This is a genomic window from Oceanibaculum indicum P24 (assembly GCF_000299935.1).
In the GTDB taxonomy this organism is placed as follows: Bacteria; Pseudomonadota; Alphaproteobacteria; order Oceanibaculales; family Oceanibaculaceae; genus Oceanibaculum; species Oceanibaculum indicum.
On the sequence record NZ_AMRL01000041.1, the window covers coordinates 1 to 20,715 of the forward strand.

21 protein-coding genes are annotated in these 20,715 nt (G+C 63.3%); 10 read left to right on the top strand and 11 right to left on the bottom strand.

The genetic code is table 11. The features are described 5' to 3' along the window. On the bottom strand, positions 1-209 hold a 209-nt coding region (locus P24_RS18155), incomplete at its 3' end, for a transposase (protein WP_008946211.1). A 499-nt stretch (positions 210-708) separates the two neighbouring features. Between P24_RS18155 and P24_RS18165 the strand changes: the two genes are divergently transcribed. Next, the gene (locus tag P24_RS18165; RefSeq protein ID WP_008946212.1) at positions 709-1,968 is read left to right on the top strand and encodes a tyrosine-type recombinase/integrase; all 1,260 of its coding nucleotides are present in this window, start codon (positions 709-711) and stop codon (positions 1,966-1,968) included. Positions 1,969-1,975: 7 nt separating this feature from the next. Here P24_RS18165 and P24_RS18170 read toward each other — a convergent pair whose 3' ends face one another. Further along, positions 1,976-2,389, bottom strand: a complete 414-nt coding sequence (locus P24_RS18170; RefSeq protein ID WP_008946213.1) for a MerR family transcriptional regulator — start codon at positions 2,387-2,389, stop codon at positions 1,976-1,978. 78 nt (positions 2,390-2,467) lie between these two features. Between P24_RS18170 and P24_RS18175 the strand changes: the two genes are divergently transcribed. The 7 genes from P24_RS18175 to P24_RS18205 all read left to right on the top strand — a co-directional run bounded on the left by P24_RS18175 (position 2,468) and on the right by P24_RS18205 (position 9,174). After that, on the top strand, positions 2,468-2,866 hold the full coding sequence (locus tag P24_RS18175; protein ID WP_008946214.1) for a mercuric transporter MerT family protein: 399 nt from the start codon (positions 2,468-2,470) through the stop codon (positions 2,864-2,866). A 12-nt stretch (positions 2,867-2,878) separates the two neighbouring features. Continuing rightward, positions 2,879-3,223: a heavy-metal-associated domain-containing protein gene (locus P24_RS18180; RefSeq protein WP_008946215.1), complete on the top strand. Its 345-nt coding sequence runs from the start codon at positions 2,879-2,881 to the stop codon at positions 3,221-3,223. A 1-nt stretch (position 3,224) separates the two neighbouring features. After that, entirely contained in the window at positions 3,225-3,473 is a 249-nt protein-coding gene (gene merF / locus P24_RS18185; RefSeq protein WP_008946216.1) for a mercury resistance system transport protein MerF, read from the top strand. Next, positions 3,466-4,905, top strand: coding sequence for a mercury(II) reductase (merA, locus tag P24_RS18190; protein WP_008946217.1), 1,440 nt, complete (start codon positions 3,466-3,468; stop codon positions 4,903-4,905). The genes merF and merA overlap by 8 nt, the downstream gene beginning before the upstream one ends. A 312-nt stretch (positions 4,906-5,217) precedes the next feature. Next, positions 5,218-5,904 carry a MerR family DNA-binding protein gene (locus P24_RS18195; protein WP_008946218.1) on the top strand — a complete coding sequence of 229 codons (687 nt, stop codon included), beginning with the start codon at positions 5,218-5,220 and terminating at the stop codon, positions 5,902-5,904. Next, on the top strand, positions 5,901-6,587 hold the full coding sequence (locus tag P24_RS18200; protein ID WP_008946219.1) for a cytochrome c biogenesis protein CcdA: 687 nt from the start codon (positions 5,901-5,903) through the stop codon (positions 6,585-6,587). Before P24_RS18195 ends, P24_RS18200 begins: the two co-directional genes overlap by 4 nt. Before the next feature lie 142 nt (positions 6,588-6,729). Then, positions 6,730-9,174 carry a heavy metal translocating P-type ATPase gene (locus P24_RS18205; protein ID WP_008946220.1) on the top strand — a complete coding sequence of 815 codons (2,445 nt, stop codon included), beginning with the start codon at positions 6,730-6,732 and terminating at the stop codon, positions 9,172-9,174. A 312-nt stretch (positions 9,175-9,486) separates the two neighbouring features. Here the strand turns inward: P24_RS18205 and P24_RS18210 are convergent, their stop codons facing one another. Beyond that, positions 9,487-10,161 (bottom strand): ArsR/SmtB family transcription factor, encoded by a 675-nt coding sequence (locus tag P24_RS18210; RefSeq protein ID WP_008946221.1) that lies wholly within the window; start codon positions 10,159-10,161, stop codon positions 9,487-9,489. An 88-nt stretch (positions 10,162-10,249) separates the two neighbouring features. On the opposite strand from P24_RS18210, the gene P24_RS18215 reads away from it, so the two are divergent. Then, a complete protein-coding gene (locus tag P24_RS18215; protein WP_008946222.1) occupies positions 10,250-11,098 on the top strand; it encodes a sterol desaturase family protein in 849 nt (282 codons plus the stop codon). Between the two features lie 89 nt (positions 11,099-11,187). Here the strand turns inward: P24_RS18215 and P24_RS18220 are convergent, their stop codons facing one another. From P24_RS18220 to P24_RS18250, 7 genes are all read right to left on the bottom strand, one after another. Continuing rightward, positions 11,188-13,521 carry a heavy metal translocating P-type ATPase gene (locus P24_RS18220; RefSeq protein WP_008946223.1) on the bottom strand — a complete coding sequence of 778 codons (2,334 nt, stop codon included), beginning with the start codon at positions 13,519-13,521 and terminating at the stop codon, positions 11,188-11,190. Between the two features lie 70 nt (positions 13,522-13,591). Then, complete coding sequence (locus P24_RS18225) at positions 13,592-14,899, bottom strand: APC family permease (RefSeq protein ID WP_040708404.1); 1,308 nt, start codon at positions 14,897-14,899, stop codon at positions 13,592-13,594. 90 nt (positions 14,900-14,989) lie between these two features. Continuing rightward, on the bottom strand, positions 14,990-15,412 hold the full coding sequence (locus tag P24_RS20350; RefSeq protein ID WP_192813262.1) for a copper chaperone PCu(A)C: 423 nt from the start codon (positions 15,410-15,412) through the stop codon (positions 14,990-14,992). Between the two features lie 125 nt (positions 15,413-15,537). Next, on the bottom strand, positions 15,538-15,981 hold the full coding sequence (locus tag P24_RS18235; protein ID WP_040708406.1) for a plastocyanin/azurin family copper-binding protein: 444 nt from the start codon (positions 15,979-15,981) through the stop codon (positions 15,538-15,540). A 13-nt stretch (positions 15,982-15,994) separates the two neighbouring features. Then, the gene (locus tag P24_RS18240; RefSeq protein WP_237740219.1) at positions 15,995-16,732 is read right to left on the bottom strand and encodes a copper resistance protein B; all 738 of its coding nucleotides are present in this window, start codon (positions 16,730-16,732) and stop codon (positions 15,995-15,997) included. Positions 16,733-16,741: 9 nt separating this feature from the next. After that, positions 16,742-18,487: a copper resistance system multicopper oxidase gene (locus tag P24_RS18245; RefSeq protein ID WP_156816375.1), complete on the bottom strand. Its 1,746-nt coding sequence runs from the start codon at positions 18,485-18,487 to the stop codon at positions 16,742-16,744. Positions 18,488-18,504: 17 nt separating this feature from the next. Further along, entirely contained in the window at positions 18,505-19,059 is a 555-nt protein-coding gene (locus P24_RS18250; protein ID WP_008946229.1) for a cupredoxin domain-containing protein, read from the bottom strand. A 544-nt stretch (positions 19,060-19,603) separates the two neighbouring features. On the opposite strand from P24_RS18250, the gene P24_RS20570 reads away from it, so the two are divergent. Then, a complete protein-coding gene (locus P24_RS20570) occupies positions 19,604-19,741 on the top strand; it encodes a hypothetical protein (RefSeq protein ID WP_237740220.1) in 138 nt (45 codons plus the stop codon). A gap of 94 nt (positions 19,742-19,835) precedes the next feature. Here P24_RS20570 and P24_RS18260 read toward each other — a convergent pair whose 3' ends face one another. After that, positions 19,836-20,597, bottom strand: a complete 762-nt coding sequence (locus P24_RS18260; protein WP_237740221.1) for a MauE/DoxX family redox-associated membrane protein — start codon at positions 20,595-20,597, stop codon at positions 19,836-19,838. Between the last annotated feature and the right edge of the window lie 118 nt (positions 20,598-20,715).

Here is a 20,715-nt window from a genome sequence, read left to right on the forward strand (position 1 = left end):
CAAGGATCGGGGAGTAGCTCATTCTCTTCCTCGAGCGCCCTCAACCGCTTGGCGTCCGATACGTCCATGCCGCCGTACTTCTTGCGCCAGGTGTAGAACGTCGCATCAGAGATGCCGTGCTTGCGGCACAGTTCAGCCGGCGTCATGCCCGCCTGATGTTCCTTCAAAATGCCGATGATCTGTTCTTCCGAGAACCGTGACCGTTTCATTGCCTGTCTCCTTCGTTGAGGAACAGCGCTAACCCAAAATCGGGAACATCTCAGGGGAGCAGGTCAGAGGCGATCAATGCCATTCGCTCCCTCATCGAACGGATAAAGGTTCGGCCGCGTAGCGACGGTTCCGGCGTCGATCTATACGTGACCGGCGCCATCGTCGGCCTGTTCCAGCTCTGCGAGCTGTCGACCGCCGAGTCTGCGGACCTTTTGTTGTCTCTTGAAGGGAAAATCTCGGTGGTTGCGGGGGCAGGATTTGAACCTGCGACCTTCAGGTTATGAGATAGGCTAAACCGACGTCCCCCACATACGACGACCTACGCCGAACACGCTTTAACATACTGTCTTTGCTTGATAAACATTGACATAGAGCCACCGCCTGCTACTCTCTCATGCGACCGAATTTTCCCTCAAGTGGTAGCTATTTGGTAGCTGGGGTGACTTTCAGGTTGCTGAAACTGAGGGTCTGGAACCTGAAGGTTCGAGATGGTAGCTCATGGCGAAACTCACGAAACGCACCGCCGATTTGGCGACGGCCGGCGCCAAGGTCACGGCGATCTGGGACGAGGAACTACGGGGCTTCGGCCTGCGCGTCTATCCGAACGGGCGCAAGGTGTATGTCGTCAAATGCCGCATCAAGGGCCAGCAGCGCTTCATCACCCTTGGCCAGCACGGGCCAGTGACGGCGGATCAGGCCCGAACCAGGGCATACAACATCCTCTCCGAAGCCAAGAATGGCCGTGATCCCGCGAAGAAGCTCGACCAGGCGCGCAAGGCGCCGACCATGAAGGGGCTGGGCGAGCGTTTCCTCAAGGAGCATGTCGCCGTGCGCTGCAAGGCCTCGACCCAATATGAATACAAGCGTTCGGTGGAGCTGTTCATCAATCCGAAGCTTGGCACGCGGAAGGTCACCGACATCGAGCGCCGCGACATCGCGGAGCTGCATCATTCTTTCAGCCACATCCCCTATCAGGCCAACCGCACCCTCGGCGTGCTGTCGAAGATGTTCAACCTCGCCGAGGTCTGGGGTCTCCGTCCTGATGGCAGCAATCCCTGCCTGCACGTGAAGAAGTATCCCGAGCAGAAGCGCGAGCGGTTCCTAAGCCCCGAGGAGTTCGCGGCACTGGGCAAGGCACTCCGGGAGGTCGAAGCTGACGGCTCGGAGACCCAATCGGCCGTCGATGCCATCCGACTCCTGATGCTGACCGGCTGTCGGCTCGGTGAGATCATGACGCTGAAATGGGACTATGTGGACCTCAAAGGCCGCGAGCTACACCTGCCTGACTCCAAGACCGGGGCGAAGATCGTGCATTTCGGGAAGACAGCGGCCGACGTGCTGAAAGGCATCGAGAAACTGGAGTACAACTCCTACGTCATCACCGGCAAAAAGCAGGGTGGCCGCCTCACCGACCTGCAGCACCCATGGCGGCGCATCCGGGCCAAAGCCGGTCTCGATAACGTGCGTATTCATGATCTCCGGCATTCCTATGCCAGTGGTGCCCTCGCCTTGGGAGAAGGGTTGCCGATGATCGGCAAGCTACTCGGACATACGCAGGTGCAGACCACAGCACGGTACGCGCACTTGGCAAACGACCCCGTAAAGACAGCCGCCGGACGCGTGTCGGACGCGATCGGCGCCGCGATGCTGGGGAGACGGAAGAAACCGAGGCGAACTGGAACGCCGAAGAAAGGCAAGCTGGCGACTGCACCAAGGCGGAAGGCGACACGAGAGACGGTGGCAGTCGCAGCCGAGTAGCTCGCGATTATGAAGCGAGCGCCTCCAGGACCGGACATTCAGGGACGTCGTCGCCGGAACAGGACGCCGCGGTCGTCGCAAGCACCCGCTCGATCCGCCGGAGATCCGCGATTTTCGCCCGCACGTCGGCAAGATGGCTTTCGGTTCGGGCTTTCACCTCGGCACAGGTTTGGGTTCCGCCGTCGACCAGCTGAAGCAGGCCGCGAATTTCCTCGATCGCAAAGCCGAGTTCGCGGGCCCGCAGGATGAAGCGCAAACGCGAGACGTGGCCTGCGTCGTAGACCCGATAGCCTGAGGCCGTCCGCGGCGGGTCGGGCATCATTCCGATCTTCTCGTAATAGCGGATGGTCTCGAGGTTGCAGCCCGTGCGGCGGGCCAGCTCTGCCCGCTGCAACCCCTTCCCGGAAACGTGATCGGCCATAGCGCGAAACACCTCTTGAGTCTGTAGTTTCTACAGACCATACGCTGGCCCGACGTGGAAATCGAGGACGTATTCTCCATGAGAGATATCGACACAGATCTCGGGACACTCCCGCGCCCGGTAAATATCCCGGACCGTCGCAAAGGCTGGTTCGCCGTCGGCGGCGTTCTCGGCGCGGTTCTGGCCTCATCCTGCTGCATCGTACCGCTGGCGCTGGTGACCGTCGGAGTCTCGGGGGCATGGATTGGTAATTTGACGGCACTCGAGCCCTACAAGCCGTATTTCGCGACCGTCACGGTCGTCCTGATCGGTCTCGGCTTCTGGCACGTCTACTTCAAGCCCAAATCGGCTTGCGAGGATGGCACCTACTGCGCCCGTCCGGAGTCCTCGCGCCTCACCAAGACCGCGTTGTGGCTGGCGACGGTCCTCGTCCTCCTCGCCATCACGATCAATTATTGGGCCCCGTTGTTTTACTAGGAGAAGACCGTCATGAACCGCTCGGCAATGAGTCTTGCAGCTCTCGTCGCACTTGGCCTGTCCGGGTTTGGTGCGTTCAGTTCCTTGGCCCCCGCCGCTGCAGGAACGGCGGCCATAGTCGCAGCCGCGACCGAGCGGACGGAAACGTTCGCCATCGAGAACATGACCTGTGCGTTGTGCCCGATCACCGTCAAGACGGCGATGGAGTACGTCGATGGCGTGAAGTCCGTAAAGGTGAACTTCGACGCCAAGACGGCAACGGTCGTTTATGACCCGTCGATCGCGACAGTAGAGGCGATCGCCAGAGCCTCGACGAATGCCGGCTATCCGGCAACTCCGGCGGGGCAAGGCAGTTGAGATGAAGGATGCCACAATTTTGAAGACGGGCATCGCCGGATCCGTTATTGCCGCTATCTGCTGCTTCACGCCCGTTCTCGTCATCTTGCTCGGAGCGGCCGGTCTTTCGGCTTGGCTCGGGTGGCTCGATTACGTTCTGCTCCCGGCCCTCGTATTCTTTCTTGGCATCACCGTATACGGGTTGTGGCGCCGTCAACGGGCAGCGGCCTGCTGCTCACAAGAATCCGTTGGCAACAAGGAAAATGCCTGACATGCCGAATTGCTGCGCCACCAACAATGGGTCGACTGGACGGTATGACCTCGCCGTCGTCGGTGCGGGCTCGGCCGGCTTCTCCGCCGCGATCGCCGCGGCCGAAGGAGGCGCGAAGGTTGCCCTGATCGGTCATGGCACCATCGGCGGCACCTGCGTCAATATCGGATGCGTACCGTCCAAGACGATGATCCGTGCAGCCGAGGCATTGCACGGTGCTCGCGCCGCGAGCCGTTTCGCTGGACTCGCGGGCGAGGCGCACGTCACCGACTGGAGCCGCTTGGTCGCCGCCAAGGACGACCTTGTCGCGACACTGCGGCAGAAGAAATATGTCGATCTCTTGCCCGGATATGACGGCGTTGCCTATCTCGAAGGCGCGGCCCGGCTGAGCGAGACCGGCGTGACGGTGAACGGCGCCGCCATCTCGGCGCCAAAGATCATCATCACGACCGGCGCGCGCCCGGCGCTGCCCGACATCGAGGGCATCGAGACCGTTTCCTGCCTTACCAGCACCACCGCCATCGAACTGACCGGCCTCCCCAAATCCCTGCTGGTGGTCGGCGCGGGCTACATCGGCTGCGAGCTCGCGCAAATGTTCGCCCGCATGGGCGTCGAGGTCACGATCGTCAGCCGCCGCGGCTTGTTGCCGGAAGCGGAGCCGGAGATCGCCGGAGCGCTGACGGGCTTTTTTATCGACGAAGGCATCCGAGTGGTTTCCGGTATCGCCTATCGGCGCATCGAGCAGACCGGCACGGATGTCGTCCTCACCGTTGAGCGGGACGGTCGAGAGCAGCGTCTCGCCGCCAAGCGTGTGCTGGTTGCGACGGGCCGAACGCCGAACACGGAAGGTCTTGGGCTCGAGGAGGCGGGCGTCGCCCGGCATTCGAACGGCGCGATCAGGATCGACGACCGGATGCGCACCACGCGACCAGGTGTCTACGCCGCGGGCGACGTAGCGGGCCGCGACCAGTTCGTTTACATGGCCGCCTATGGCGCAAAGCTCGCCGCGCTGAACGCGCTGAACGGCGACGGTCTCGTCTACGACAATGGCGCCATGCCGGCCGTGGTATTCACCGACCCGCAGGTGGCGAGCGTCGGGCTGACGGAGGCGCAAACGCGCAGGGCCGGCAACGAGGTCAAGACGAGCGTGCTGTCGCTCGAAAACGTGCCGAGGGCTCTTGCCGCGCACGATACGCGCGGCCTCATCAAGTTGGTTGCCGACGCACGGACGGACCGATTGCTCGGCGCTCATATTCTGGCGCCCGAGGGCGCGGACAGCGTTCAGACCGCCGTGCTCGCCCTGAAATTCGGGATGACGGCCAAGGCGCTCGGCGAGACGATCTTCCCCTATCTGACCACGGTCGAGGGGCTCAAGCTCGCCGCGCAGACCTTCGAAAAGGACGTCGCCATGCTGTCATGCTGTGCGGGATAGGAGACCTCCATGTCGGACAAACCACTCGCCGGAGTCATGGCGGCGCTTGCAGTCGCTCCGCTCTGCCGCGTTTGCGTGCTTGGTCCGGCTGCACTCGTGGCGGCTGGCGGGTGGTTTCTCGCATGGCTCGGCGGCTTCGGCGTGCCGCTAATTGGATCGGTCCTGGCCGTTGGCGGCTGGCTCGCCTGGCGCGCCCTTCGGCGAGGGACCGTCCGGAAGGGGAATGGCCGCACGATGGAACATCCACAGAAAGATGCCGTTGACTCCGTACTATAGTACGGGAACTAACGTGGAAAGTTAGCGAGACGCGCCATGGCCACCGGAATGACCATCAGCCGAGCCGCCGAGCGGGCGGGCGTCGGCGTCGAGACCATCCGCTTTTACGAACGACGCGGGCTAATCGAGCAGCCCGCGCGGCCACGCAGTGGCGGCTATCGTTTCTACGAAGATGAGGTAGTCGAACGCATCCGCTTCATTCGGCAAGCGCAGGAGCTCGGCTTCTCCCTGCGCGAGATCGCGGAACTCCTCTCGTTGCGGGCCGATCCGGCGGCCGATTGCGGCGACGTCCGCACGCAGGCGGTGAGCAAGCGCGAGGAGGTCGACCGCAAGATCGTGCAGCTTCAGCACATCCGAGCGGCGCTCAGCGAGCTGATCGCCACCTGCCCGGGCGGTGGCGCCTTGCGCGCCTGCACGATCATCGACGCATTGGCCGGGCGGCGAGCGACAAAAGACCTCCGGCCGTCGGGCAAGACAGATCGTCAGAACCGAGTAAGGAAGGGACGCAACATGAAAACGGCCACCTTCAAGATCGACGGGATGCACTGCGACGGCTGCGCACGCACCATCGAGGCGCTCGTCTCAATGGAACCCAGCGTGCGCAAGGCGACCGTCTCGTTCAAGGCGCGGGAGGCGCGCATCCTGTTCGATCCGCAAGCCTCAAGCGAGGACCAACTCGCGGCGGCGATCCGAAAGGCCGGATATTCCGTCGCGAGCCAGTGATCGTGACGGAATTTGGGCTCATCAATCTCCTTATCGTCCCCGCGGCGGTAGGCCTGTTCGGCTTCATCGAGCCCTGCTCGATCGGCTCGAGTCTCCTCTTCATCAAATATCTGGAGCGCAAGGAAGCGGCGCGGAAGATCACCGAAACCGTGCTGTTTGCCGCCACGCGCGCCGTTTTCATTGGCGTGCTGGGCGTGCTTGCGGTTCTTCTGGGTACGGCCTTCCTCGGGTTGCAGAAAGGCGCGTGGATATTGCTTGGCGCGGTGTACCTCGTCATCGGTGCGCTCTACGCCACGGGGCGGGCGCGCTTGTTGATGCAGTCGATCGGGCCGAGGCTCAGCGGTTTCTCCGCCGCGCGTAGTTCGATTGGCCTCGGCGTGATGTTCGGCCTCAACATCCCGGCCTGCGCAGCGCCGTTGCTGGTGGTCCTCCTCGGGGCCGCCGCGGCCGGTGGCGCGGCAGGCACGACATTTCTCGGCGGCTTCGTCTCGCTCGCCGTGTTCGGCCTCGCGCTGTCGCTGCCGCTTGTCCTCGCCGTGCTGTTCGAGCCGGCCAGACGGGCGCTCGACTGGCTGGCAGGTCTCTCCGGACGCATGCCGTTCTGGACCGGCGTCGTGCTCATCGCACTCGGCCTGTGGTCGATCGGATTCGGACTGTTCGCCCACCTGCCCGAGCCGGCGTGACGCAAGCGCGATCTTACTTTTCGCGGGCGATCATAGCCTCTTGACTCCGTACGTTAGTACGGGGTGCAGACTTCTTTTGACATCGTTGGATCGAGGCCCGGGAGGGCTCCCTTCCTGGCCGACAGCCTCATGGGAGGTCATCATGACCATCGCGACAGCGACAGAGCCCGCCACCCTTCCACTGTGGACCGAGGAGCCCGCGAGCCGGCCGGATCGGGCGCGCATCCGGGCCCGCATCGGCGGGCTCCACTGTTCGCTTTGCACGAGCACCATCGAAAAGGCGCTCGGTCGCAAGCCCGGCGTCGACAAGGTGGCGGTGAGCCTCACCCACGAGCAGGCGCTGATCGAATACGACCCGGCCGTGGCTAATCCGGCCGAACTTCTGCAGACGTTGCGCGACATCGGCTACACGCTGCACGATCCGCGCAAGCTGCGCGCCTTCGAGGAGGAGGAGCGCGATCTCGTACGCGAGGGCCGGCGCTTTCTCGTCGCCGTCACCTTCAGCCTGATCGCCATCGCGCTCATCGCCAGTCCGACAGGCATCTGGTCGACCGCGCTGCCGCTCGTCGCCACGATCGGCCTGATCGCCTTCGTGTTCCTGGTGCTGCGTGCGCAAGAGCTATGGGTCTCCGGTGCAAGCGCCGTGGGGCTCGGCGTATTTGCTGGCGTACTGCTCCTGTTTCGCGAGGCGCTTGGCTTGACGCATGTCACGCCGTGGCTGGTCGGCGCCCTTGCGGCTGTCCTCGTCTTCGGCATCGCGCGTCACATCCTGAATATGGCTTTCCAGGCTCTGCGCCGTGGGATTCTGAATCAGCACGTGCTCCTGGAAGCAGGCGCATTCGCCGGCCTCACGGGCGGCCTGATCGGGCTCATCTTCGATCCGCCCGGATTTCCGACCGCACCGTTCTTCGCCGTGTCGGTCATGGTCGCCACCTACCATCTCTTTTCGGAGTGGCTGTCGCTCATCGTCAAGACACGCAGCTCGCAGGCGGTCAAGCGGCTCCTCGACCTGCAGCCGGACGTCGCCCGCGTTCAGCGTGACGGCCGGGAGCTAGAGATCCCGATAGCGGACGTCGTGGTCGGCGACCTCGTGCGTATTCGCCCGGGCGAGCGCCTGCCCGTCGATGGCGAGGTGGTGGAGGGCCATTCCTCGGTCGACCAGGCGCTCGTCACCGGCGAGCCGATCCCGGTCGAGCGCGCGGCGGGCGATACGGTCATCGGCGGCTCGATCAACGGCACGGGCACGCTGCTCGTTCGGGTCACCGCCGTCGGCGAGGAGAGTTTTCTGCAACGGATCGCGCGCGAGGTCGAGGACGCCCGCGCGCTGAAGCCGGGCCTCCTGCACCTCGTCGACCGCGTGCTCGTTGTCTATACGCCGACAGTACTCACGATTGCGGCGCTCGCGACGCTCGGCTGGATCATTGGTCCTTGGCTATTGGGCAGCGAGCCAGACCTCCAGAGGGCGGTCTTCGCCGGCCTGAGCGTGCTCGTCATGGGCTATCCCTGCGCCGTCGGCATCTCGGCGCCGCTGTCGATCGTGCGCGGCGCCGGCGAAGCGGCCGAGCGGGGAATCCTCATGCGCACCGGCGAGGCGTTCCAGGGCTACCGCCTGGTGAACCAGATCGCCTTCGACAAGACCGGAACGCTGACCGAGGGGCGGCCGCGCCTTATAGAGATCGAAGCTACAGGCATCGGCGCGGAGGTTCTGCTCGGGGTCGCCGCAGCAGCCGAGGCCTCCTCCGAGCATCCGCTGGCGGACGCGATCGTAACGGCTGCCTTCGAGCGGGGCATCACGCCGCCCGAGGTGGAGCGCTTCGAGGCTGTTCCGGGCAGGGGTGTTCGTGCGCGCATCGGTACGGAAGCGGTACTGGCCGGTAGCCCTCGCTTCATGACCGAGAGCGACATTGACTTGGCGCCGCTGGCGAGCCGCATCGATGCGCTCGAAAGCGCCGGGCGCACCGTCATCGCTGTCTGCCGCAACGGGCAACCCCTTGGCCTTCTCGCCCTTGGCGACATAGTGAGGAGCGAGGCCGCCCAAGCGGTGGCCGCTCTCAAGGACGCCGGCCTCAGAACCGTGCTGGTGACCGGCGACAACGAGCGCACCGCCCGACGTGTCGCCGCCGAGGTCGGGATCGACGAAATCCACGCCGGCGTCCTGCCGGGAGAAAAGGCGGCGCTCGTGCGGCGCCTTCACGAAAAGGGCCGGGTCGCCATGGTCGGCGACGGCATCAACGACGCGCCGGCGCTGATGCAGGCGGACGTCGGCATCGCTATGGGCGGCGGCACCGACATCGCCATCGATTCGGCCGACATCATTATCCTCGGCAACCAACTCGATGGGGTGGTGACCGCCCGCGAGATCAGCCGCCGCAGCTACCGAAAGATGGTGCAGAACGTTTCGCTCGCGTTCCTGTTCAACGGCATCGGCGTGCCGCTGGCGGCGACCGGGCTGATTTATCCAGTCTGGGCGATGGCGGCCATGGCGGTGAGCGTGACGACCATTTTCTTCAACTCGCTATGGGGCCAGCCGTCGCTGTTCTTCCAGGCGATCTTGAGCGTCGGCAGGTCCATCGAGCGCCCCGCATGATCGCGATCGAACGATTGGTGTAAGAGATCACGGCGCTCACGTCGTTCACCGTATCCCGGACGCCTCCGTGGGCGCTGGAAGAGACGCGCCGTATGCTCAACCCCCGTGGCCCATTTCTTTTCGTCGAGCACGGCCGTTCGCCCATGCCGGCGTACGCCGTGATTGCCGACCGCAGCGCGGGCTCGAGATTTCGCATCGAGCGGATGGACACCGGGTACACGAAAGGTCCGAAGCCAATGGCGCTCATGTACGAAGGCAGCGCGCGTCCTACAAAGGCGCAATGGTTCTCCGCCGGCGCCGTTGCGCGAGACGTTACGCCGACGTGCTGCCTTCGACGGGCAATCCAGCCGCGCGCCATTCCGGGAGCCCATCTTCCAGGCGGCGGACCTTGAAGCCGCGGGCCCTGAGCATCGCCACGGCCTCATAGGACAGAACGCAGTACGGGCCACGGCAGTACGCCACGATCTCGCGACCGGGATCGAGATCCGCCAGCCGCCTTTCAAGCTCGCTCAGTGGAAGGTTGATAGCGCCCGGCAGATGTCCAAGCGCGAACTCGTCTTCGGGCCTGACATCGAGCACCGTCACGATCCCTGCCTTGAGCCGGTCCATGAGTTCCGGACGGGAGACGGCTTCCAGGCTGTCGCGGTCATTGAAGTAGCTGCGTACGACACGCTCGACCTCGGCCGACTGGAGCTCGGCGATGCGCCGAAGCGACGTCAGCAGCCCCAGAACGGCATCGTCGTCCGCCAACCGATGGAAGACGAACTTGCCGTCCCGCCGGGCAGCGACCAGCCCGGCGCGGCGCAGGTGCTGGAGATGCTGCGACGCGTTGGCGACAGAGACCCGCGTCCGATCCGCCAGCACCTCGACGCTGCGCTCACCCTGGGCAAGCTGCTCCAGGAGCTCCAGCCGATGCGGGTGGGCCACCGCCTTCGCTACGGCCGCGAACTGGGCGAACAGGGCTTGCTTGGGACTCTCGCTTGACATCCCCGGACAATCATCGTTACATCATTCAAGAAACTACTTGAATGATGGCGTAATCTCAGCGGCCCGTCAAGGCCGCTGCGTATGAGACATGACCTTGGCCGAAACTCTGCTTGCTCTCGAACCCCTGATCCGCCTCGGCGCCTTCGCTGCCATCTTCATGGCGATGGCGCTTTGGGAACTGATGGCGCCGCGGCGGCGCCAAGCCATTGGGCGCCTGCGCCGCTGGCCGGGCAATCTCGGCATTGTCGTGCTCAACACGCTACTCGTCCGTCTCGCCTTCCCGACCGCGGCCGTCGGCGTGGCGCTGCTGGCCGAATCCCGTGGCTGGGGACTGTTCCCTGCGCTGGAGGCTCCGGCGTGGTTTGCCGTCGCCGCCGCAGTGATCCTGCTCGACCTCGCCATCTATCTGCAGCATGTCCTTTTCCATGCCGTGCCGGCGTTGTGGCGGCTGCATCGGATGCACCACGCCGACCTCGAATTCGACGTAACGACGGGCGCGCGCTTCCATCCAATCGAGATCCTGCTGTCCATGGGGATCAAGCTCGGCGTCGTGGCCGCGCTCGGCGCGCCGGCGGCGGCGGTGCTGATCTTCGAGGTGCTGCTCAACGCCACCTCGATGTTCAACCACGGCAATGTCCGGCTGCCACAACGGCTCGACCGCGTGCTGCGTTGGATCATCGTCACCCCGGAGATGCATCGGGTCCACCACTCGGTGGTGCCACGCGAGACCAACAGCAATTTCGGCTTCAACTTGCCCTGGTGGGACCGGCTGCTCGGCATCTACCAGGCACAACCGCAAGCGGGCCACGAGGCCATGACGATCGGCATCGAGCAGTTCCGCGACCCGCGCGAACTTCGCCTCGACCGCATGCTGCTGCAGCCGTTCCGCGATGACGACCGCCTCTACCCGCTGGGCCGCCAGGAGCCCGCCGCATGACGCTGCGGGGCGTCCTCCCCCGCCTCGTGATCGGGGTCGCGATCGCGGGCCTAGTCTAGCGCTGCCTCTCATGTAGAGGAACGAACCTTCTACAAATCCAAGCGCCGGAGGCGAAGCGCGTTGGTGATGACCGATACCGACGACAGGCTCATCGCCGCCGCCGCAATCATCGGCGACAGCAGCAGCCCGGTAACGGGATAGAGCAGCCCCGCTGCGATCGGTACGCCAAGGGCGTTATAGGCGAAGGCGAAGAACAAATTCTGCTTGATGTTGCGCAACGTAGCACGCGCCAACTTACGTGCCCGCACGATGCCCATGAGGTCGCCGCCTAATAGGGTAATGCCCGCGCTTTCCATCGCCACATCGGCCCCGGTGCCCATGGCGATGCCGACATCGGCAGCGGCCAGCGCGGGCGCATCATTCACCCCGTCGCCCGCCATGGCGATCTTGCGGCCATCGCGGCGCAGCTGGTCGATCAGGTCCTTCTTGGCCTCGGGCAGAATGCCCGCGCGCACCTCGTCGATGCCAAGCTTGCCCGCCACCGCCTGCGCCGTGCGCTCGTTGTCGCCCGTCGCCATGATGACGCGCAGCCCCTGGTCGTGGAGCTCCTTGATCGCCTGCCCCGTCGATTCCTTGAGGGGGTCGGCCACCGCCACGACGCCGGCAAGCGCGCTATCGACCGCGATGAACATCGCCGTCTTGCCCTCGGCGCGGAGGGTGTCTGCCTTTGCTTCAGCCTGTGCCGTATCCAGCCCCATCTCCCGCATCATCGCGGCATTGCCGAGCGCCACCGCGCGTCCACCGACTTTGCCGCGCACGCCTTTGCCGGTGACCGCCTCAAAGTCCTCCGCCTCCTGACGCAGGGCACCCTGCGTTTCGGCGCCCTCGACGATCGCCTCGGCGAGCGGGTGTTCCGAGCCGCGCTCGAGCGCTGCGGCAAGTGACAGTAGGTCGGCCTCCGGCAGGTCTCCAAGTGTCGCGGTATCCGTCAGCTTCGGCTTGCCCATGGTCAGCGTGCCGGTCTTGTCCACGATCAGCGTGTCGACAGCCGCCATGCGTTCCAGCGCCTCAGCATCCTTGATCAGGACGCCTGCTTGCGCACCGCGCCCCGCCGCGGTGGTGATCGAGATGGGCGTGGCAAGACCTAGCGCGCAGGGGCAGGCGATGATCAGCACCGACACGGCCGAGGCGATGGCAAAGACGAGCGCGGGCTCCGGGCCAAAGATCAGCCAGACGACAAACGCGACAATCGCGATGGCCACCACGGTCGGCACGAACACTGCCGAGACCCGGTCCGCCAGCCCCTGGATCGGCGCGCGCGACCGGCGTGCGTTCGAAACCATCGCCACAATCTGCGCCAGCACCGTATCGGCGCCGACCTTGCCCGCCTGGATCACGAGGCTGCCGTTCTTGTTGATCGTGGCCCCGGTCACCGCATCGCCAGGACCCTTTTCCACCGGCATCGACTCGCCGGTCAGCATGCTTTCATCCAGGGACGATCTGCCCTCGATCACCGTCCCGTCCACCGGGACCGCATCCCCAGGGCGCACCCGCAGCCGGTCTCCCTCCATGATGTTGTCCAGCGGCGCGTCATATTCCGATCCATCGGGCAGAATGCGCCGGGCGGTCTTGGGCGCGAGGTCGAGCAGCGCCCGAATCGCGTCGCCGGTCCGTTCGCGTGCCCGCAGCTCCAGAACCTGGCCCACGAAGACCAGCGCCACGATCACCACCGCCGCCTCGTAATAAGTGCCGACGCCATGACCCATCCGGTAAGCATCCGGAAAGACGCCCGGCAGGAAGGTGGCGACCAGCGAATAGAGATAGGCCGCCGCCACGCCGAGGCTGATCAGCGTCCACATATTGGGGGATCGGTTCACCACCGAGTCCAACCCGCGCCTGAAGAACGGCAAGGCCGCCCAAAGGATGATCGGCGTCGCCAGCACGAACTCGAGGTAACTCGCGGTCTGGTGCCCGATCCAGTCGCGCACCGGCAAAGCCACGAGTTCACCCATAGTCAGGATGATGAGCGGCACTGCGGCCGCCGCCGAGATCCACATCCGGCGGGTGAAGTCGGTGAGCTCCTCGCTGGGCTCGTCTGATGGCAGCATCGGCTCCAGCGCCATGCCGCAGATCGGGCAGGCACCGGGCGAGTCGCGGACGATTTCAGGATGCATCGGGCAGGTATACTGGACGTTGGCCGGAGCAGCCTTCTTCCGCCCTGCGGCCCGGCCCGAGGCGTAGAACCAAGGGTCTGCCTCGAACTTCGTCTGGCACTTCTCTGAGCAGAAATGAAAGGTCTCGCCCTGGAACTCGGCGTGGCGAGTGCCGGGCTTGACTGCGACCGTCATCCCGCAGACCGGGTCCTTCGTCGTTTTGGCATCCACCGGAATGTTGGACGCTGCGTGATGATGATCGTGGCCCATGTCATGCCAACCTTTCGCTACCGCGCCTCAGCTTGAGGCTTCCAGGGATAGGAAGCTCAAGCCGCCATTTTCAATGATGGTTCTGACCGCCTTCTCTGACCGGATTGCGCGCCAGGAAAGCCCGCACAAACAGGAACACCAACGTTATACCGACGATGCCGATCACGACGATCAGCGGATCGGACTGCCATTTCATCGCGGCGAAGGCAGAAAGCACCACCGCGTCGAGCGTGATTGCCGCCAGCAGCACCCAGCCGCGCGCGCCGACTTCTTGGCGGAGATGCCGGAACACGCCCCAGTGGATGATGATGTCCATCACGAGATAGAAGAAGGCCCCGAGAGAGGCGATCCGGCTGAGGTCGAAGAAGACCGTCAGAAAGCCTGCGATCACGACGGTGTAGACGAGCGTGTGGTCCTTGATCGTTCCCAGCATCCCGAAATGGCTGTGTGGAATCATCTTCATGTCGGTCAGCATCGCCAACATGCGCGAGACCGCGAAAACGCTGGCGATCAGGCCAGACGCCGTCGCCACCAGAGCGAGCGCCACCGTCAGGTAGAAGCCGGTCTGACCGAGGGCGGGCTGGGCTGCTTCAGCCAAGGCGTAATCCTTCGCCGCCACGATGCGATCGAGCGGCAGGCTGGAGCCGACCGCGAAGGCGACGAGCAGGTAGACGACGACGCAGGTCGCGATGGAGAGTACGATTGCCCGACCGACGTTGCGGTGCGGAGCGGTGATCTCGGCGCCGCTGTTGGTGATGGTCGTAAAGCCTTTGAAGGCCAGGATCGAAAGCGCGACAGACGCCAGAAAGCCGCCGGTGCCCGTATCTCCGCCCGTGGCTTCGAAGGAAATGCCGCTGGCCCAGAGTCCCGCCGCGCCGAACAGCGCGATGCCGCCAATCTTGAGCGCTGCCATGACGATGGACAGAAGCCCGACGGATCGGTTGCCCGAGACATTGACAAGATAAGCGAAGACGATGAGCCCGACGCCAAGCAAAGGCACCAGGAAACTGTCCGGGTCGGCGCCGAACCCTCGCAGGATGTAAGTGCCGAACGTCCGAGCGACGAGGCTTTCGTTGATGACCATCGAAAGCGCCATCAGAAGCGCTGCACCTGCCGCGATTGTCGTCGGCCCATATGCTTTCTTCAGGATCATCCCGATGCCGCCCGCCGACGGATAAGCGTTCGACATCTTGATATAGGTGTACGCGCTGAATGCGGTCACGATCGCGCCGACAACGAACGACAGCGGAAAAAGCGGTCCGGCCAACTGCGCGATCTGTCCGGTAAGCGCGAAGATCCCGGCACCGATCATGACACCGGTGCCCATAGCTACTGCTCCGGAAAGGCTGATGCTCCCTTTCTGGTATTCTTGCGCCATCAGCAATCCTTCACTCTATGCGTAGATTTCTTTGATTCGATAATCTCTTCGAACATCGTTCATCGGCGTGGATTTTACGGTCCCCCCACGTCAGTGGACGTGGACATCTGTCATAACACGTGAATTCACAAGATTGAGTTCAAGTTCAAAGGCGTCTCCCGCTTCGAGCTTATTGCGCAGGGGAGACAGCTCATACCAAAGGTGCGACGTCGTGAGATCGAGTACTTCCCCTGCGGGAACGCTGATCGATTGGAGTTCGGTGGTGTCCAGGGCTCCGATTCGGGCGACGAGCCTTGAATTTTTCGCAATCCGGGAACTCACGCCCAACAGCACGACGGTTGTGCCGCTGTCGTTTACCAGTCGAAAACGAACTTCCGTTGAACTTGCCGCGGGACCACTGGTGGCATAGGCGTTCTCGACCTGGACCTGATCTCCCAATGATAGCGGCGGGGCGTCGGCGTAGACACTTTCAAGGTCCGCAAGAAGGTTGAAAGAGCCGGCAGCGACCAACACTCTGATGACCTGCCCCAACCGCCGCCAGCCAGGTCGCGCACCATCCAGTGTCGGGCTACCCTTCGTCGTTGTGGACGGAGAGGCGCTCGTTAGGCGCCCCTCCTGCTCTGTTCGGGCCACGGACATCAGGAACGCCCGATCTGTTCGAGCAGCAATTCGAGCCGCTGGCGTGCCTTCGGCGGAAGCTTTGCGATGCTCGCGCGCGCTGCCTCCGGCAGCTCGACCTCGCCTACGACGATGACGCCGACCATGCCGAGTCCGACATGCGGCGTGCATTTCACGCCGTAGATGCCAGGCTTGTCGAACGTAACCGATACCTCCTTGTTGAAGCCGACATTGATCGGCTGATCGCCGCCGGCGCCAAACCCGCCGATGGAGACGGCATTGTGACCCTTGTCGATCGGGACGAAGACGACCGTGTCACCCGGCGACACTCGGATGAAATCCGGCTCATAGACGAACCGCTCACTTCCAGACTGATTGCGCATCTCCATGCGCACTTCGCCAGCCGCCGCCGGAGTACCGAGCAGCAGTATGGTGGCGAAAGCGAATAAACTTCTCGGAAACATAGCAATCTCCTGCTTAGAACGAGAAACGGATGCCGGTGACGAAGGAGAGGTTGTCGATATCTTCTCCCTCGTCCTGCGCGAAATCAGCCGTCTCGCCAATCTTGCGCTCCCAACTGATGCCGATATACGGAGCGAAGCTCCGCTCGATTTCGTAGCGGAGGCGAAGCCCGAGCTCGACATCGTTGATGCCGGAGCCGATGCCCCGCTCCCGTACGCTTTGGGCTGCGAGGTTGACCTCGGCCGTGGGTTGCAGGATCAGCTTCTGTGTGATCAGGAGGTCGTACTCGGCCTCGAAGCGAGCCGAAAGCTCGCCTTCGTTGCTGACGAAAGCGGAGGCATCGACTTCGAACCAATAGGGTGCCAGTCCCTGCAGGGCAACGACGCCGAATCCCCGTTCGGGGCCGGGTTCCAGGTCATAGCGCACACCCGCCTGCGCATCGAAGAAATCGGAAATCCGGCGGCTATAGAGCAGCTGGATTTCTCCCTTTTCCAACTGCCCGTCCGTCGGCTTCTCGCCTTCGGTTTTCAGCCAAGCCTTGTGATCGTCGTTACCGATCCAGCCCTGGGCATCCCACTTGAGACTGTCCTGCCCATCGTTCGCTCGGTATTCGAACTGCTCGGCCTGAAAGAAGGTAAACAGCTGACCGGGCTCGGCGGACTGGGCCGGGCCGAACAGGAACAGGGCGGGAATAAAGCCGGCAAAAAACGCAAGTTTCTGCCGTGGATTGTACGGTACAAACATTGATTTCATCGTTCTGCCTCACGCGCTTTTCGGCTCGACGATGAAACGCGTCATCATCCCAGCTTCCATGTGATAGATCAGGTGGCAATGGAACGGCCAATCGCCCGGCTCGTTCGCCGTCAACACCGCAGAGACGGTCTTGCCGGGAGGCACTACGACGACATGCTTGCGCGGCTTCCTGTCGGTCTGGCCGTTCTCCAGTTCGACAAACATGCCGTGCAGGTGCATGGGGTGCGCCATCATCGTCGTGTTGACGAACTTCAAGCGTACCCGGTCCCCGTAAGCCACACGGATCGGCTCGTCCTTCCCGAAGGGGCGGCCGTTCAGATTCCACATGTATCGTTCCATAATGCCTGTCAGCCGCACTTCGATCTCCTGGGTCGGCTCGCGGTCGTCCGAATTCGGTGTCGATGCCTTCAGGTCAGCGTAGTCCAGCGCCTTCATTCCCGGTGGGGTGCTCGCATCGGCCCAGCCGAAGGGGCGGCGTTCTCCGCCCTCGGCCGCCGGTCCGCCATGACCCATAGCGCCGTGGTCCATGCCAGCCATGGGCGCTCCGCCCATCTTGCTATGGTCCATACCCCCCATGGCGCCACCGGACATGGCACCGCCTGCCATCGAGCCATGGTCCATCCCTGTCATCGAACCATGGTCCATGCCACCGTGTGCCATGCCCATGTCCGCCATGCTGAGGATCGTGCGCGGTCGCTGTTCGGGGATAACAGCCTCCATACCTTCACGCGGCGCCAGCGTAGCCCGGGCATAACCCGAACGATCGATCGGCTCCGCGAAGATCGTGAACGCCTTGTCATCGCGTGGAAGCACGATGACGTCATATGTCTCGCCGACACCGAAGCGGAACTCGTCGACACGAACCGGCTGGACATTCTGCCCATCGGCGGAGAACACGGTCATGGGAAGTCCCGGTATGCGGACGTCGAAGAAGCTCATGGCCGATGCGTTGATAAACCTGAACCGGATTCGCTCACCGGGGTTGAACAAAGCGGTCCAGTTGTCTTTCGGCCCACGGCCGTTGATCAGGAAGGTGTATCCGGTGACGTCCGCGAGGTCGGTCGGGTCCATCCGCATGTCGCCCCAGTCGAGGCGGTCCTTCAGAGCGGTATTGAACCCGTCGCGGTTTGCGTCCCGGAAGAAGTCGATGAGGGTCCTTTTCCCGTAATTGTAGTAGCCGGCATCGGCCTTCAGGTTGGACAGCACGCGCTTTGGATCTTCCTGCGTATGATCCGAGAGAACCACGACATAGTCGCGATCCGCTCGGACCGGCTCACGCCCGGAAGGTTCGATGACAATCGCGCCGTACATGCCCTGCTGCTCCTGCATTGCGGAGTGGCTGTGGTACCAATAGGTACCGGCTTGGCGCAGCTTGAAGCGGTAGGTGTAGGTCTCCCCGGGCTGGATGGCGACATAGCCGTTGAAGCCGGGTGCGCCGTCCATGACGCCTTCGATGAGAAGTCCGTGCCAGTGGATGGACGTGGGCACATCCAGACGATTGGTCGCATAGACCACGACCTCGTCGCCCTCGCGCCAGCGCATCGTCGGTGCAGGTACGGAGCCGCCCATCAGGATGGCGTTGCTGCTGATGCCGTCGATGGCGATGCGATCGGCGTCGACGTTCAGCGTGTACTCCTTCGCCGCAGAGGCGAAGGCCCGGCGGCCGGGATAGATAGCGAGGGTGCCGGCAAAGCCCGCCGCTCCGGTCAGCTTGAGCGCATCTCGCCGCGAGATTTCCACAATTCGCTTTTTCATCGTGTGCTCCACCGTCATCACTTCGCGAACTTGATGGGGCCAGCCATGCCGGCCTCGTAGTGGCCCGGGATGTTGCACGCGAACTCGAGTTCGGTCGGCTTCGTGAACTTCCAGACCAGTTCAGCCGTCTTGCCCGGCTCGACCAGGACGCTGTTGGGGTCGTCATGCTTCATATCGCCCATGCTCATGCCGCCCATCTTCGAGTGGTCCATCTTCGACATGTCATGGTTCATGCCGGTCGGCGTCAGCATGCCGTGTTCCATCATCATCGCCATTTCTTCCTGGTGCTTGGCGTGCATGGCAGCGGTACCGATGTTGAACTCGTGAAGCAGTTCGCCCTTGTTCACCAGGATGAAGCGGACGATCTCGCCCGGCTTCACAGTCAGACTTTCGGGTTCGTACAGATTGTCGCGCATCGTGATCGTTACGGTGCGCGTCGCCTGCTCGGCCTTGGCGGCCTCGCCGAACGGGAGGCCATGACCGGGAGATGCGAAAGCGGCGCTCGCGGCGGCGATCGTCGTGAAGCCGGCGAGGAGAGAAATGCGGAGAAGGTTCGGGAGTGTTTTCGACATTTTACGAATCCTGTTTGTCACATTGAGAGAACCGAGGCTGCTTGAGGACACAGACCTCCAGTGGCCGGGAGCGGATCTCCGGCGGGCGCGACAAGCGGATTGGAAGGGAAACGGGACGTGCGATAGCGCACTTCTGAACCTGCTGCGCCCGAACGAGCGCAGTTCTTATGTCAGCAGGAACGCGAAGTTCTCGGTGTCCGAATCCCGCCCGAGCAGCGCAGCCGCGCGGAGATCAGACGCGAGCGCGGGGAGGGCGGAAAAGGCCGTCCGGGGCATTCGAGCCGGCGAACCGGTCTACATGAACACCCAGTAGTATCACGGAAAAGTTGATGGCGCCGACCTCGGTAATGGCGGCGACTACAATCGTCGGAGAGCACGCGACGACGCAGCAGTTTCCAAGAGCCCCATGCGTTGCGGGCTGTCCTTGGTCCTGCTGTGCAGCGTTTTCGGCGCAATCCACTTGCGAGATGCCGGCATGACAGGCTCCCTCGTGCAGAGAGGCGCTTCCGACCGGATGATCGTGCGGACCGGATGCCGGCATGGCATGGCCGATGCCGACGCTCGCCATGAGAAATGCCACAGCAACAAGGGCGCCCAAAAGACGGCGCATACCATCACTCAGCCCGAAGAAGGCATTTCCCATGGGCTTATCGATAGCATCCTGCCTCCGGCGAGTCAATGAATCAGTCTAGGAGACGGAAGCTGCGACATTCCACCGCTGTCCTGCCGAGGCAACGAGCGAAGTGACCGGAAGGCCATGGCTGGCGTGGAACGACTCAGCCGAGCCAAGCCATCCGGAGCGGCATCCAGATCGCCATTGCCATCATCATCACATTCTCGGTCAGCGAGACGAACCCCAAGGGGACATTGCTCGAGCCGCCGACGCACGCGCATTTCAGCTCACGCCTGTCAATGTAGACCGCCTTGAAGACCGAGACAGCGCCTACTGTTCCGATGAAAAGTGCGACCGGCGCTGCGATCCAGATCAGTGTGCCGGCGATCATGAGGATGCCGGCCAGCGCCTCACCGAACGGATAGACGTATCCGTATCGGACCCATCGTCGCGCCAGCAGGTCATAGTTCAGGAACATCGTTGAGAAGCCCTCGACGTCCTGGAGCTTCTGGATGGCGAGAATGCACATGCTGATCGCAAGAAACCACTCCAGGCCGCGGATCGTGAGGACGGTGCCGAAGGTGTACCAGCTCACGGCGAGCGCCATCAGCAGTGCCACCGAGAAGATGGCAATGACCGGCTGGTAGCTGCTTTTGTCCTGGTCCTTGACCTCCTGTCCGAAATGCTCGCGAAGGTCGTCATAGCCGCCGATCCGCTCTTCGCCGATGAACGTCTGCGGAGTCGTATCGACGCCGTGCTCCTTCTTGAAGGCTTCAGTCTCCTCGGGGGTTTTGAGGTGATGATCCTCGACGATGAAGCCCCGACGCTCGAGCAGATCCTTCGCCTTGAGCCCATAGGGGCACAAATGATCGGGCATGACCATACGGTAGAGGTCCGCAGTCTTTTCGCTCTGTTCTAAAGCCAACTGCCTCTCCTTCTAAGGAACATCGTGTTCCTATGGCTTCAGTCCGCCCCACACCTATAGAATCCGCGGTAGCCCACCCTCAGGCCCAAAGCAAGTTTGAGCTGCCCCCCGAAAATCG

What these genes read in the sequence shown, in the direction of transcription:
- P24_RS20570 (WP_237740220.1), top strand. Translation starts at nt 19,604, where the DNA reads ATGGCCGATGCCGACGCTCGCCATGAGAAATGCCACAGCAACAAGGGC.
- P24_RS18205 (WP_008946220.1), top strand. Translation starts at nt 6,730, where the DNA reads ATGACCATCGCGACAGCGACAGAGCCCGCCACCCTTCCACTGTGGACC.
- P24_RS18165 (WP_008946212.1), top strand. Translation starts at nt 709, where the DNA reads ATGGCGAAACTCACGAAACGCACCGCCGATTTGGCGACGGCCGGCGCC.
- P24_RS18250 (WP_008946229.1), bottom strand. Translation starts at nt 19,059, where the DNA reads ATGTCGAAAACACTCCCGAACCTTCTCCGCATTTCTCTCCTCGCCGGC.
- P24_RS18220 (WP_008946223.1), bottom strand. Translation starts at nt 13,521, where the DNA reads ATGGGCCACGATCATCATCACGCAGCGTCCAACATTCCGGTGGATGCC.
- P24_RS18175 (WP_008946214.1), top strand. Translation starts at nt 2,468, where the DNA reads ATGAGAGATATCGACACAGATCTCGGGACACTCCCGCGCCCGGTAAAT.
- P24_RS18215 (WP_008946222.1), top strand. Translation starts at nt 10,250, where the DNA reads ATGACCTTGGCCGAAACTCTGCTTGCTCTCGAACCCCTGATCCGCCTC.
- P24_RS18240 (WP_237740219.1), bottom strand. Translation starts at nt 16,732, where the DNA reads ATGAAATCAATGTTTGTACCGTACAATCCACGGCAGAAACTTGCGTTT.
- P24_RS18210 (WP_008946221.1), bottom strand. Translation starts at nt 10,161, where the DNA reads ATGTCAAGCGAGAGTCCCAAGCAAGCCCTGTTCGCCCAGTTCGCGGCC.
- P24_RS18180 (WP_008946215.1), top strand. Translation starts at nt 2,879, where the DNA reads ATGAACCGCTCGGCAATGAGTCTTGCAGCTCTCGTCGCACTTGGCCTG.
- P24_RS18170 (WP_008946213.1), bottom strand. Translation starts at nt 2,389, where the DNA reads ATGGCCGATCACGTTTCCGGGAAGGGGTTGCAGCGGGCAGAGCTGGCC.
- P24_RS18235 (WP_040708406.1), bottom strand. Translation starts at nt 15,981, where the DNA reads ATGTTTCCGAGAAGTTTATTCGCTTTCGCCACCATACTGCTGCTCGGT.
- P24_RS18195 (WP_008946218.1), top strand. Translation starts at nt 5,218, where the DNA reads ATGGCCACCGGAATGACCATCAGCCGAGCCGCCGAGCGGGCGGGCGTC.
- merF (WP_008946216.1), top strand. Translation starts at nt 3,225, where the DNA reads ATGAAGGATGCCACAATTTTGAAGACGGGCATCGCCGGATCCGTTATT.
- merA (WP_008946217.1), top strand. Translation starts at nt 3,466, where the DNA reads ATGCCTGACATGCCGAATTGCTGCGCCACCAACAATGGGTCGACTGGA.
- P24_RS18245 (WP_156816375.1), bottom strand. Translation starts at nt 18,487, where the DNA reads ATGAAAAAGCGAATTGTGGAAATCTCGCGGCGAGATGCGCTCAAGCTG.
- P24_RS18225 (WP_040708404.1), bottom strand. Translation starts at nt 14,899, where the DNA reads ATGGCGCAAGAATACCAGAAAGGGAGCATCAGCCTTTCCGGAGCAGTA.